This is a genomic window from Glycomyces sp. TRM65418 (genome assembly GCF_019710475.1).
GTDB lineage: Bacteria > Actinomycetota > Actinomycetes > Mycobacteriales > Micromonosporaceae > Glycomyces.
In genome coordinates this window covers 1-12745 of the sequence record NZ_JAJFAX010000011.1, presented here as the reverse complement: position 1 = coordinate 12745, position 12745 = coordinate 1, and the positions used below count along the sequence as shown (strand labels likewise).

Here is a 12745-nt window from a genome sequence, read left to right as displayed (position 1 = left end):
CCCGCTCTTCGCCAGGGTCGCAACGCAGGTCGAACAGCGGGCGCCGCCGCTCGGTGCTCCGGGACGGTCACTCCTCGGCCGTTGCGGGGTGCAAGGGCGCCAAGTCCTCGCCCCAAGCGTCGAGAACGGAACCGATGCCGAAGGCGCGGGCCTTCGCCTCGATCTGCGCGAACAGGCGGCGCTGGGGCACCGGGTCGCCGGTGGCGACGACGGCGCCGACGGTCTCCAGCAGCGCCTCGGTGTCCCAGCCCGGCAGCGGGTACTCGGCGAGTTCCCACTCCAGGTACTTGTTGTAGGGGCGCGGTCGCCGGTCCATCGCGAACAGCAGGTCGAGCGCGCTCCCGAGGCTGTCGGCCGCGTCGAGCCGGGACGCGAGCCGGTGGCCGTCGCGGTGGTTCTTCAGCGACCGGTACAGCAGGTTCACGTAATCGTCGAGGCGTCCGGCGGCGAGGTCGTGCGCCTCCTGCTCCCCCAGACGCTGCTTGGCGGCGATGATCGCGGCGATCTCGCCGTCGAGCCGGTCGAGGACGACCCGGCCGCGCGCCACGGCGTACCGGGCGAACCCGGGCATGCCGGCGGCCCTGAACTGGCTCAGCGAGATCACCACCAGGTCGAGCTGGGCGTCCCGGTGGCCGTGGAGGCGTTGCAGGTCGCTGGTGGCGCCGTCGGCGAGGACCACCCAGAGGTCGTGGTCCGAATGTTCGGTGACGAGGCCGTCGTGGGCCTGGGAGCCGATGAGGACGAGCCCGACGACGGCGGGGTCGGCCCGAGCCTCGCGGGTGAACTCTTCGAAGGACATGGGAGCGGCTTCGGTCATACTCACCGACGGTACTCGCGTCCGTCACTGCTTTGAGGACAGTCTTCGAGCCGCCCCCGCTCGACCGCGAAGGGGCCGCTGGTCGTGTTCTCGACCGCCGCAATGGAAGCGGCGCGGGCAGGCAGCCGTTCCTTCTAAGAGACGCGCTCCTCAGTCCAAGCGGCGACGCCGTTCTCGGTCAGGATCATGTCGAACGCGGCCTCGGCCGCGCCGAGCAGCGGCGCGTCCGGGCCGAGCGCCGAGGCCAGCAGCGGCGGCGGCGATTCTCGGTGGAACCCCATCAGGCCCGTTCCGAACGCCTCCGCAAAGGACGCGGGCGCTGCGCGGCGCAGTTCCGGTGCGAGTCCCCCGAGGGAGACCACCTCAGGGTCGAGGGCGTTGACCATGCCTGCGGCACCGCGGCCGAGGACTTCGGCGCACTCCTCGACGGCCGCTCGCGCGTCGGGGTCGACGAGCGCCTCCATGAGATAGGTGCGCGGGTCCTCCGGTTCCGGTTCGCCGAGCAGACGCGCCGCCGCGCGGCCGTCCACGGCCACGTCCCAGCAGCCGCGCGCACCGCAGGGGCAGGGAACGGCCAAGTCGCCGAAGGGCAGGTGCCCGAACTCGCCGCCCGCGCCGGTCGCGCCGGTGACCGCTCGTCCCTCGTCGACGAAGATCCCGCCGATGCCGACTTCGATCGTCAGGTACAGGACGGTCTTCCCCGGATGCGAGAGGCGGGCTTCGGCCAGGCCGGCCAAGGTCGCGTCGTTGCCGAGGGCCTGCGGCACACCGGGAAGCAGCGGTTCGACCTCGACGTCGCGCCAGCCCAGGACGCTCGCCTGGACGATCGTGCTGCGCCGGACCGTGCCCGCCGTGGCGATCGAGACGGCCCGCACTCGGCCGCCGTGCCGCTCGGCCAGCGCGCGCACGGCCTCCCGGATGTCGGCGAACACCCGCTCGGGAGCCTTCGCAGCGTGCCGTCCGGTGGCCGTGTCCGCAAGGGAGCCTTCAAGGTCGGCGACGGCCACGCGCCAGTCCGCGTGCCGGAGGTCGACCACGGCGGCCAGGGGGCCGTCCGGATGGGCGTGCAGGGTGGAAGTCGGCCGGCCGCGCCCGGACGGCGGCGCTGGGCGTTCGGCGATCAGGTCGAGGGCGCGGAGCCGGGCGGAGATCTCGGTGGCGGTGCCGCTGCCGACGTGCAGGGCGCGGGCGGCTTCGGCGCGCGTGATGCCGGGACGGGCGCGTACGAGTTTCAGCAGGTCGAGGGCGCCGCTCCAGCGGGCGGCCTCGGCCCGGCCGACCTTCGCGGGCCGGTCGGTCGAGTCGTCGGGCGAAGCAGGGGTTTCAGGTTGCAAGCGGAGTCCTCCACGAATTATCCTCGGCTTACGAGTTTATTTCTACCCCGGAGGGCTTCATGCGAAGCTACAGCAACCCCGAAGCCGTCCTACCGGACACGGACGGCACATCGGTCGATTCCGACGCGGACGTCCGACTCGCCGATCCCGGTCGGTTCGCGGGCATGACGACGGAGAGCCGCCGGGTGCCCGATGGCCGTTGAGACGCAGGAGACCACGGATCGCGGCGTGCTCCGGGTGGTCGGCCTCGCGCAGGCCGGCCTCGGCTACCTCGTGGCGAGCTTCGGGCCGTACCTCGCGGGCATCTCGGTCGAGCTCGACCGGCCGCGCGGCGAACTGGTCTGGCTCACCATGACGTTCGGCGCGGGCCTGGTCCTCACGGCGGTCACGGGCCCCGCGGTCCTTCGCACGGGCGCGGGCCGGGTGCTGCGCGCCGCGTGCGCCATGATCGCCCTCGGCGCGGTCGGCATGGCGCTGTCGCCGCACCTGGCGCCGGCCGGAACCGGATCGATCCTGGTCGGCCTGGGCTGCGCGGCGATCGCGCTCGCGACGCCGTCGCTGCTGCGCGGGCCCGGGGCGGCGAAGCGGATCGTGGTGGCGGTCGGGGTCGCGAGCGCCTCGGGGGTGTGCGCGCCGCTGGCGTTCGGGGCGTTGGAGACGCTGGGCATGCCGGGTCGGTGGGCGATCCTCCTGCCGGTTCCGGTGCTGCTGGCGGCGGTCGTGCACCGCACGGTGCGCGGCCCGGGAGACGGCCCGGCGGTGCGGATCCGGATCCCGGTCGGACCGGCGACGGTGGGCTGGCTCGGGATCGTGCTGAGCGTGGCGTGCGAGTTCTGCTTCGTGGTGTGGGGCGTCGCGAGGCTGGTCGACACGGGGGTGCCGCTCGGGACGGCGTCGGCGCTGGGCGCCGGCTTCGGCGTCGGCATGGCGGTGGGCCGATTGGTCGGGCCGCGGTTCGTGGACCGGCCGTGGGCGGTGCAGGCGGCGGGGGGCCTGACGATGGCCGGGACGGCGATCGTCTATCTGGGGCAGGACGCGTCCGCGGTGACCGCGGGGATCGTGGTCGCGAGCGTGGGCATCGCGCCGCTGTACCCGATCATGCTGGGACGGCTCGTGTCGGTCCCCAACCTGTCCGACCGGCATTCGGCGTCGATCGGGTCGCTCGCGTCGGGCACGGCGATCCTGTCGGCGCCCGCCGCGCTCGGCTGGCTGGACACGCAGATCGGGCTGCGGGAGGCGTTCCTGCTGCCGATCCCGCTGATCCTGGTGCTCCTGCTCTTGGCGCGCCGCCGATAGCGCGGAGGCCCCGGAGGATTCCGGGGCCTCGCTGCGGTTACTGCGGCGTCTCGTCCTTCTGCTTGGACTTGGTGGCCGTGAGCGCCCCGGCGTGAGCCTTCGCCTCCGGGCTGACGCGGGTCTTGATGAGACTCGCGACCGTGACCACGATGAGGACGCCGATGACCACGCCGAGGCTGAGCGGCGTCGGGATCTCGGGGATCGAGGTGTCGATGTCGACGTGGGCCCAGTGCAGGAGCAGCTTGAAGCCGATGAACAGCAGGATGATCGCGAGACCGGCGGAGAGGTACACGAGCCGGTCGAGCAGACCCTTCACGAGGAAGAACAGGGCGCGCAGGCCCAGGAGCGCGAAGGCGTTGGCGGTGAAGACGATGTACGCCTCCTGGGTGACGCCGAAGACCGCGGGGATCGAGTCGAGCGCGAACAGCAGGTCGACGCTGCCGATGGCGATGAGGACGATGAACAGCGGGGTGACGACGCGGCGGCCGCCCTCCTTCGCGAAGAGCCGCCCGCCGATGTAGTCGGCGCTGACGGGCAGGAAGCGCCGCGCGCCGCGCACCATGACGTTCGACTCGATGTCGGGGTCCTCGTTGCGGTGGCGGAACAGCTGGATCGCCGTGTAGACGAGCAGCAGCCCGAAGACCAGGAACATGAACGAGAAGGTGCTGATGAGCGCCGCGCCGAGGGCGATGAAGATCGCGCGCATGATGAGCGCGAGCACGATGCCGAAGGTGAGGACCTTGTGCTGGTGGAAGTCCGGCACCGCGAACGTGCTCATGATGATGACGAAGACGAAGAGGTTGTCGACCGACAGGCTCTTCTCGATGATGTAGCCCGCGAAGTACTCGGTTCCGGCCGTGTTCCCGTACTGCATGCCGAACCAGATGCCGAACACGATCGCCACGGCGATGTAGAACACGGACCAGGCGGTGGCCTCCTTGAACCCGACGTGGTGCGGGCGGATCGCCGACATGAACAGGTCCACCGCGAGCAGCACGACGATGAGACCGATGGTCACGGCCCATGTGAGTGGAGTGATATCCAGCAACGCTTCCTCCGTCAGATTGCCATCACCGAGACTGCAGGGCTGACATCACCCTCAGTTGCTCCGCATACTAACGGGCTCCGTTTCCGTCAGTCACGACTCCCCCTCAAAGCGAGACCTCGACCAAAGCACGGCCGGGTCCGGGCGCAAGGCGAATCGGCGAACCGGTCACGAGGCGGGCGAGCATGGCGCGAGCGGCGAGGAGTCGGCTGAAGACGCGCATGGGCGAATGCTCCATAGCTCCCTGTATTGCGCGCATTCATCATAGGCTCCCGAACGCTCCCACGGGAACCCCGCGCTTCGCGGCTATGCGGACCTGAATCCGTCGAGGGCCGCGATCTGACCGGCGGTGAGCCGCAGGAGCGGCTGCACGGGATCGGGGTGGATCTCGGCGGCCTTCCAGTACTCGGCGCGGACGCTGGTGGCGACGCCGATGCGGCGCATGGAGTTGCGGAGGGTGTCCGCCAGGGCCAGGGCGTCGAAGAGGTGGACGTGGTCGATGGTCCAGGGCCGGTGGCCGCCGGATCGGGCGGCGCCGCGGCGCGGGCCGGTCATGACGAGGTAGTAGTCGAGGTCGTCGGTGTCGCTCATGTCGAGCAGGCCCTCATTGCGGGTGTAGTGCTTGATGTTGACCGTCCGCCCGGCGAGCGGTCCGCTGCGGAACCAGCCGTCGATCGCCCTGTTGGCGGCCGGTTCGAGCTCGATGTCGAAGATCTGCGCGGCGATCCAGTCGGAGAGGTGGCCGTGGGCGACGGGCCTGCCGACGATGTCGGCGATGCGGGCGTCGATCTCGTTGCGCTGGCGCAGGAGCATGGCGATCGACTTGAGTCCGGCTTCGTCCATCTGCGCTCCTACATGTGCCCTCGCTCCTCATCGTACCGATGCGGCGGGAGTGGCCGGTGAACACAGCTCGGACGGCCATGGGCCGGTGCCGCCCGGCGGCGTGGAGCCGTCGTCAGTCGCCGGTGGGCTGCGTCGGGATGTCGGCCGGGCGTTCCAGCGCTTCGAGGGCCGCCCTCAGGACCTGGCCCACGGCCAGGAGGCGATCGGCCATCGCCTCGGGGTCGAGCGGTCCGTCCGTCTCGGTGACCCAGGCGTGGACGAGCGCGGCGCTGCCGCCGTTGATGAACGCTCCCAGGTCCTCGGCGAGCCGCGGCGACAGCAGCTCCCCGAAGCGGGCCTCAAGGGAGTGGCGGCGCAGCGGGGAGAGCAGGCGGCTGACGGCCCGGCTGAGCGCGAAGGCGCTGGCGCTGTTGAACATCGCGCGGTAGAAGTCGCGGTGGTCGGCGAAGTGGCGGGCGACCGCCAGCGCGTGGTCCCGGACCGCGGCGTTCGCGGGGGCCTGCTTCCAGGGTTCGGCGAGTTCGCGCCGGGTGAGGTCGAGGGCGGCCTCCAGCAGGAGGCTGTCGCGGTCGCCGAAGTGGAGGTATACGAGCTGGCGGCTCACTCCGGCGGCGTCGGCGATGTCGGAGACCGGGACGTTCGCGGTGCCGCGCGCGCTGACGAGCGTCACAGCGGCGCTCAGCAGGGCGGCGCGGGTTCGTCGCACCCGGCGGTCTTTGGCGGGTGTCGGTGGCTCGAGACTCACCTGACGAGGTTAGACACGTGTCAATGAATCGACAAGTATTCGATGATTTGCGCTGGGTGAAGGGTCGCGTTCATGCGAAGTCGAGCGCGTCGACGTAGTACCAGTCGGCGCCGACGCGTTCGAACGCGCTGTCCTCGGTCTGGGCGCCGGGCCCGTCGCCGTCGGTGTAACTCGCGCGGAAGCGGACGGTGCCCTGGGTGTGGAGGGGGGAGCCGCCGGTGGTCTCGAGGATCTCCAGACCGGTCCAGGTGCGGTCGCCGTCGAGGTCGAGCCGGTCCGGGCGAGTCGCCGGATGCCAGGTGCGCAGGAGGTGGGCCTCGTCGCCGAGCGCGAAGGCGCTGTAGCGCGAGCGCATCAGGGTTTCGGCGGTGGCGGCTTTCGCGGTCCCGGCGTGGAGGGGACCGCAGCACGCGGTGAAGGCGGCGCCGGAGCCGCATGGGCAGGTCGTCGCGCGGGCCTTGCGTGAGCGTCTGGACATGCCGGGATTGTCCCGGAGACGCGAAACCGGCCCGCAGGGTGTCCCCCGCGGGCCGGTGCGATCCGAACTAGCAGCGTTCGAGGTAGGGGGTGACGACCTCGGCGTAGGCGGCGTAACCGGCGGCGTTCGCGTGGAACGACTCCAGTGTGCCGACGTAACCGAGGATCCACGGGTCCGAGGAGCAGACCTCGTGGCCCACGAAGGCGTCGCGGACGTCGGCGAAGTCGAAGCCGTGGTCCGCGGCGACCTCGGCGGTCGTCTCCGCGAGGAGGTCGGCCGTCTCGTTCAGCAGCGCCTGCTCCGCGGGCGTGATCGCCAGGGTGCCGGAGCAGCTGGTCTCGTTGAACAGGCGCGGGTTGCCGACGACGGTGACGTCGGCGAACCACGCCCGGTCCTCGACCTGCGTGTAGAGGTCGTCGAGTTCGGCCGGGAGCGAGTCGGTGATGACCGCCTGCGCGTTCGCGATCGCCCCTTCGCACAGGGCGGTGTCGGTCCCGGCGCAGGCGCCGAGGACCGACGAGAACCCGGCGTCGTTGCCGCCGACGCCGATCGTGACCTCGCGCGTGCGCCAGGACAGGTTGTCGAGCTGGTTCGCGACCACGTCCTCGACGCGAGCGCCGGAGCACGCGTCGAACGAGAGCTTCGCGCCGACCGCCTCGGCGGCGAGCACCGGGTAGGCGTTGGCGGAGCGGTAGCAGCCGTCGTCGGCGAGGTAGTCGCCGGCGCCGACGCCCGAGACGTACGAGTCGCCGAGGGCCACGTACTGCGGTTGCCAGGTGGTGGGACCGGCCGAGGCGGGTCCGGCGAGCATCGCGGCGCCGATGCCGGCGGCCGCGGCGGCCGCGAGGGCGCGGACGACGACGCCGCGTTTGCGGGTGTGTGCGGACATAGGTCTCCTTGTCGTGGCGGGGACCGGCCCGGGAGGCCCGTCCCCAGAGGGTCACGGCATTGTATGCGGGGCCGTCCAATTCGCGGGGAACGGAACCGGCCCGCGTGAGGGGTGCTCACGCGGGCCGGGTTCGGTGACGGCCTAGTAGTCGAGGTGGGGAATGACGACGTCGGCGTAGGCGGCCTGCCCGGCGGCGTTCGGGTGGAAGGACTCCAGGGTCCCGACGTAGCCGAGGATCCACGGGTCGGCGGAGCAGACCTCGTGACCGGTGAAGGCCTCACGCGGGTCGGCGAAGTCGAAGCCGTGGTCGGCGGCGACCGCCGCGGTGGTCTCGGCGAGGAGGTCGGCGGTGTCGTTCAGGAGCGCCTGCTCGGCGGGGGTGATCGCCAGGGTGCCCGAGCAGCTGGTCTCGTTGAACAGGCGCGGGTTGCCGACGACGACGATCTCGGCGGAGAAGGCGCGGTTCCTCACTCGGGTGTAGAGGTCGTCCAGCTCGTCCGGGAGCGAGGTGGTGATGATGTCGCGCGCGTTGGCGATCGCGGCCTCGCACAGGGCGGTGTCGGTCCCGGCGCAGGCGCCGAGGACCGACGAGAACCCGGCGTCGTTGCCGCCGACGCCGATGGTGACGTGCTCGGTGTTGACCCGGTAGAGGTGGTCGAGCTGGTTCGCGATCACGTCTTCGACCCGTGCGCCCGAACAGGCCTCGAACCAGAGGCGCTCGCCGAGCGCCGCGGCGGCCTCGCGCGGGTAGGCGTTGGCGGAGCGGTAGCAGCCGTCGTCGGCGAGGTAGTCGCCGGCGCCGACGCCGGAGGCGTAGGAGTCGCCGAGCGCCACGTACTGCTGGATCGTGATGTCGGCCGAGGCGGAACCGGCCAGGGCGGTGACGCCGAGGCCGGCGGCCGCGGCGACGGCGGCCACGCGGGCGAGGACGCGGCGCGTCTTGCCTTCCTTGAGGGACACAGGGTCTCCTTGTTGTCGACAGGGCCCGCGGACGGTCCGCTCCGGTGGGAGCATCATCGGTCCGCCCGCCGGAGGACCGCGTCATTATAGGCAGGCAAGTCCCTTGTGTCACAATGGGAGCGGTGCGTGACGATCGGTCGTTCGGCTACTGTTCGCCAGGGCGTCGTCCGATCATCGGCCGCGGTTCGCTGTGCCCGGCGATCGGGGGCGGTCGCTCGGGGCCCGCCGGGGGCGAACACCCGACGAGCGGGAGGAGCGACCCACGGCAGTAGAAAGATTTTCTCTGTTGTTTCATGGAGTTTCGAACTGATCCCTGCCGTCACGAGCAGGTCAAGACGATGATCCCCATGAGACCCGGAGCGTGAACGAATATCGGCGGCGCGGATTGAAACTGTTTCCTGACTCTGGTTAGAATGATGCCACCCCTGACCGAGAGGTGAAGCAGATGAGCAAGCCGGACCGCCACCGCGCGACGCTGACCGAAGTGGCCGAGCGCGCGGGCGTCTCGAAGGCCACCGCCTCCAAGGTGCTCAACGGGCGCCCCGGCGTGGCCGAGGAGACCCGGCGGCTCGTCCGCGAAGCCATCGCCGAACTCGGGTACGTGCCGACCACCGGGCCTCGCGAAACGCCTGCGCCCCAGTCCGTCCACGTCGTCTTCGACACGATCCTCAACATGTACGCCGTGTACGTCCTCGATGGACTCATCAGCGGCGGCCGCGAACTGGGCGTCGAGGTGGTCACCAGCTCCCTGGAGTCCGAGAACTCGGGGCAGTACGACCCGCTCGGGGCCGACCGCGTCAAGGAGATCCACGCGCAGGGGGCCGCGGGACTGGTCGTGGTCACCGCGCAGCTCACCAGCGAGGAGATGGACGCGTGCGAGCAGCTGGGCCTGCCGCTGGTGGTCATCGACCCGGCGAACCCGCTCGACGAGCGCGTCACCAGCCTCGGGGCGACCAACTGGGCCGGCGGCGTCCAGGCCACGCGGCACCTGCTCGACCTGGGGCACACCAGGATCGGCTTCGCGGGCGGGCCGTCGCAGTCACTGCCCGCGCGCGAGCGCCTGCACGGATACCGGGAGGCGCTCGAATCGGCGGGGATCGAGCTGGACCCGGCGCTGACTGGATCGGGCCGGTTCACCGCCGAGACGGGCGCGGCGCTCACCGCGACGATGCTCGACCTGGCCGACCCGCCGACCGCGGTCTTCGCCGCGAGCGACGCCATCGCGGTGGGCGTCATCAGGACCGCGCGGCAGCGGGGTCTGGAGGTCCCCGGGGACCTCAGCGTGGTCGGCTTCGACGACACCTACAACGCGATGTGGGTCGAGCCGCCGCTCACCACCGTCAAGCAGCCGCTGCGGCAGATGGGCCGGGTCGCCGTCCGCACGCTGCTCGACCTGGCGGCGGGCAAGGTCCCCGACTCGCACCACGTGCAGCTCGCGACGAGCCTCGTCGTCCGGGAGTCGACCGCGCCGCCGCGGCGATGACCGCCCGGCTCAAGGCCGCTTCAGGAAGGCCCCCAGCACCACCGCGGCCAGCGGCACGGCGCAGAGCACCGTGAACACGCCTTCAGGACCGTGCCGTTCGGCGATCAACCCGAACGCGGGGGCGAACAGGCCGCCCGCGCTCATCGCCAGGCCGAGGGTGACGCCCGCGGCGGTGCCGGGCCGGGTCGGCAGGTAGTCCTGGGCGAGCTTCACCAGGACCGCGAACGGGATGTTGATCGCGATGCCCACGGCGAGCGCGAGGACGAGCGGGACGTACTCGCCGGGGACGACGCGCAGCAGGACGAGCAGCGGGATGATGAGGACCCCGCCGATCCGGGTGGTGCGCACGGCCCCGAAGCGGTCGGCGAGGCGTCCGCCGAGGAGCGTCCCGATCACGGACCCGAGCATGAAACCGGCCAGCGCGATCCCCGCGACCGCGTGTCCCGCGCCGAGGTGCCGGATCCAGTAGAGCTCGATGAAGGTGATGACGCCGACCCACAGGATCGAGCGGACGACTTCGATCGCGGTGAGGACCGCGAAGGGACCCCAGCGGTCGGCGCCGGTGCGGGGCTTCGGCGGGGCGGCGGTGGAACGGGTGTGCGTGCGCAGCATGACGAATGCGATGAGCACCGCGGGCGGGATGAACAGCGCCGTGGCGCCGACGCCCATCGCCATGAGGGCCGGGGTGGCGAGGACCGGGGCGAGGAAGAAGCCGACGCTGCCGCCGGCGGCGAAGACGCTCATCGCGGCGGCGCTGTCCCCGGCGGCCTCGCGGGCGCCCTTGCCGGCGGCGGGGTGGAACATGGCGACGCCGAGTCCTGAGAGGAAGATCAGCGCGAGGACCAGCGGGTACGGCCCGGCGAGGCCCGCGAGCCCGAGACCGATGCCCGCGAGGGCGACGCCCGCGGGGGCGAACCAGTCGAGGCGGCGGCGGTCGACGGCGACGCCGATGAACGGCTGCGGGATCGAGCTGCCGAGCGCGGCGGCGAGGGTGAGGCCCGTGGCGGCGACGTAGCCGTAGCCGCGGTCGAGCACGAAGTACGGCACGCACGCGGGCACGAGCCCCTGGTACATGTCGTCGACGGCGTGGGCGGTGCCCCACAGCCACATGCGGCGCAGCGGGGAGGGCTGCCGCACGGGGGCGGGCGGGGCGGCGGTGTGGGTCATGTCGGTGCTCCTTGTCCGTGGTGTCCAAGGATTCCGAGTGGCTCGGGGCTCCGGCTAACGGTATTCTGCCGAGTTATGTCGATTGACGGCCAAGTGATTCCGAGCTCGCCGATCCGGATGCTCTCGCACCTGGAGCGGATCGGGCGGCACCGGCACGACGGCCACCAGCTGATCTACCCGCGGCGCGGGGTGCTGCGGGTGTTCACGGCCTCCGGTGTGTGGGTGGTGCCGCCGTCGCAGGGGGTGTGGATCCCCGCCGGGACCGAACATGCGCATCGCGCGTGCGGGACGACCGAGATGCGGGCGATCCTGTTCGCGACCGACGGGCCGGGGCCGTACATCGACCATCCGTCGGTGCTGGCGTTCACGCCGCTGCTGCGGGAGGCCGTCACGTGCCTGACGGACGACGCGGCGCTGGAGGCGGGGACGCGCAGGCGCCTGGAGCAGGTCGTGCTCGACCTGCTGCGCCAGGTGGAGGCGCCGCAGCGGTTCCTGCCGGCGCTGCCGGACCCGCGGCTGCGCGAGGTGGTGGCGCTGCTGGAGGACGATCCGGCCGATCGGCGCACGCTGGCGCAGCTCGGGGCGGCCGTGGGGGCTTCGGAGCGGACCTTGAGCCGGCTCTTCCGGGAGCACGCGGGGATGACGTTCGCGCAGTGGCGCGGGCAGTTCCGGCTGCACCACGCGCTGGTGCTGCTGGCGGAAGGACACCAGGTCACGCGTATCGCGGGGGCCTGCGGGTACGCGAGCCCGAGCGCGTTCATCGGCGCGTTCCGCGACTCGTTCGGGGTGACGCCGGGCGAGTACCTGCGGCGGGAGCCGGACCTTCGCATGTAGGCCCCCATTGCGGAGCAAGCGCTCACCGGCTATCCTGAGGACTCGTCATTATATCGATTCAATTCGATATTTCGATATCTCCGAAGCCGGTCGACCGCGGTGACCCGGCACGCCGCGCCGACCGCCCGCCTCTCCCCCGTGCCGCCGCGCGTCTCCGGACGCGACCCGAAAAGCACCACATCCTGACTCCCTTCGCGACGGCCTCGCGCGGCTTCCCGGCATGCGGCGCCGACGCCGTCGCACGCGGGAGCTCCCTCACACAGCTGACATGGAGCGAACATGAACACGGCAACCTCTCTACGGGCGAAACGCCTCCGAGCCCCCGCACTGGGGGTGATCGGCCTGGTGGCCGCCGCGGCGACGATGCTGGCGATGACCGACGCCGACGCCGCCACCGCCAGGTACGAGGCGGAGAACGCCCCGGCGACCTGCGACGGCGCGATCGAATCGAACCACTCCGGGTATTCCGGCAGCGGGTTCTGCAACTCCGACAACGCGACCGGTGCCACAGCTCAGTTCACCGTGAACGCCGCCGGCGCGGGAACGGCCACCGTGGCGATCCGGTACGCCCACGGCGCCACCGACTCCCGACCGGCGAACATCGTCGTCAACGGCTCCACAGTGCACTCGGCCAGCGCGTTCAACGCCACCGGCGCGTGGAACACCTGGTCGACCAAGACCGTCAGCGTGCCGCTCAACGCCGGCAGCAACACGATCCGCCTGGCCGCGACCGCCGCCGCCGGTCTGCCGAACATCGACTACGTCGAGGTCACCGACGACATCCCGCCCCAGTCGGGCGACGGCCGGTACGAGGTCGAGGCGCTGACGCGCGGCGTCACCGTGGTGCCTGCGAG

Annotated in this window: 13 protein-coding genes; 4 read left to right on the top strand and 9 right to left on the bottom strand. The window is 71.5% G+C overall.

Annotation, left to right across the window (positions count from 1 at the left end):
• Positions 1-67: 67 nt before the first annotated feature.
• Complete coding sequence (locus K3N28_RS20025) at positions 68-817, bottom strand: hypothetical protein (protein WP_228094534.1); 750 nt, start codon at positions 815-817, stop codon at positions 68-70.
• Positions 818-951: 134 nt separating this feature from the next.
• Positions 952-2151, bottom strand: a complete 1200-nt coding sequence (locus tag K3N28_RS20020; protein WP_228094533.1) for an ROK family protein — start codon at positions 2149-2151, stop codon at positions 952-954.
• A 192-nt stretch (positions 2152-2343) separates the two neighbouring features.
• On the opposite strand from K3N28_RS20020, the gene K3N28_RS20015 reads away from it, so the two are divergent.
• A complete protein-coding gene (locus tag K3N28_RS20015; protein WP_228094532.1) occupies positions 2344-3447 on the top strand; it encodes a sugar MFS transporter in 1104 nt (367 codons plus the stop codon).
• Positions 3448-3484: 37 nt separating this feature from the next.
• Here K3N28_RS20015 and K3N28_RS20010 read toward each other — a convergent pair whose 3' ends face one another.
• The 6 genes from K3N28_RS20010 to K3N28_RS19985 form a co-directional block, all read right to left on the bottom strand.
• On the bottom strand, positions 3485-4495 hold the full coding sequence (locus K3N28_RS20010) for a TerC family protein (RefSeq protein ID WP_255640298.1): 1011 nt from the start codon (positions 4493-4495) through the stop codon (positions 3485-3487).
• Positions 4496-4798: 303 nt separating this feature from the next.
• A complete protein-coding gene (locus K3N28_RS20005; RefSeq protein WP_228094530.1) occupies positions 4799-5335 on the bottom strand; it encodes a hypothetical protein in 537 nt (178 codons plus the stop codon).
• Positions 5336-5447: 112 nt separating this feature from the next.
• Positions 5448-6041 (bottom strand): TetR/AcrR family transcriptional regulator, encoded by a 594-nt coding sequence (locus K3N28_RS20000; protein ID WP_228094529.1) that lies wholly within the window; start codon positions 6039-6041, stop codon positions 5448-5450.
• A 109-nt stretch (positions 6042-6150) separates the two neighbouring features.
• Complete coding sequence (locus K3N28_RS19995) at positions 6151-6558, bottom strand: YchJ family protein (RefSeq protein ID WP_228094528.1); 408 nt, start codon at positions 6556-6558, stop codon at positions 6151-6153.
• Between the two features lie 67 nt (positions 6559-6625).
• Complete coding sequence (locus K3N28_RS19990) at positions 6626-7447, bottom strand: SGNH/GDSL hydrolase family protein (protein WP_228094527.1); 822 nt, start codon at positions 7445-7447, stop codon at positions 6626-6628.
• Positions 7448-7588: 141 nt separating this feature from the next.
• On the bottom strand, positions 7589-8407 hold the full coding sequence (locus K3N28_RS19985; protein ID WP_228094526.1) for an SGNH/GDSL hydrolase family protein: 819 nt from the start codon (positions 8405-8407) through the stop codon (positions 7589-7591).
• Between the two features lie 445 nt (positions 8408-8852).
• Here K3N28_RS19985 and K3N28_RS19980 point away from each other — a divergent pair, with 445 nt between their 5' ends.
• A complete protein-coding gene (locus K3N28_RS19980) occupies positions 8853-9890 on the top strand; it encodes a LacI family DNA-binding transcriptional regulator (RefSeq protein ID WP_228094525.1) in 1038 nt (345 codons plus the stop codon).
• A gap of 9 nt (positions 9891-9899) precedes the next feature.
• Here K3N28_RS19980 and K3N28_RS19975 read toward each other — a convergent pair whose 3' ends face one another.
• The gene (locus tag K3N28_RS19975) at positions 9900-11057 is read right to left on the bottom strand and encodes an MFS transporter (RefSeq protein ID WP_228094524.1); all 1158 of its coding nucleotides are present in this window, start codon (positions 11055-11057) and stop codon (positions 9900-9902) included.
• A 75-nt stretch (positions 11058-11132) separates the two neighbouring features.
• Here K3N28_RS19975 and K3N28_RS19970 point away from each other — a divergent pair, with 75 nt between their 5' ends.
• A complete protein-coding gene (locus K3N28_RS19970; RefSeq protein ID WP_228094523.1) occupies positions 11133-11891 on the top strand; it encodes a helix-turn-helix transcriptional regulator in 759 nt (252 codons plus the stop codon).
• 279 nt (positions 11892-12170) lie between these two features.
• On the top strand, positions 12171-12745 hold a 575-nt coding region (locus K3N28_RS19965), incomplete at its 3' end, for a carbohydrate-binding protein (RefSeq protein WP_228094522.1).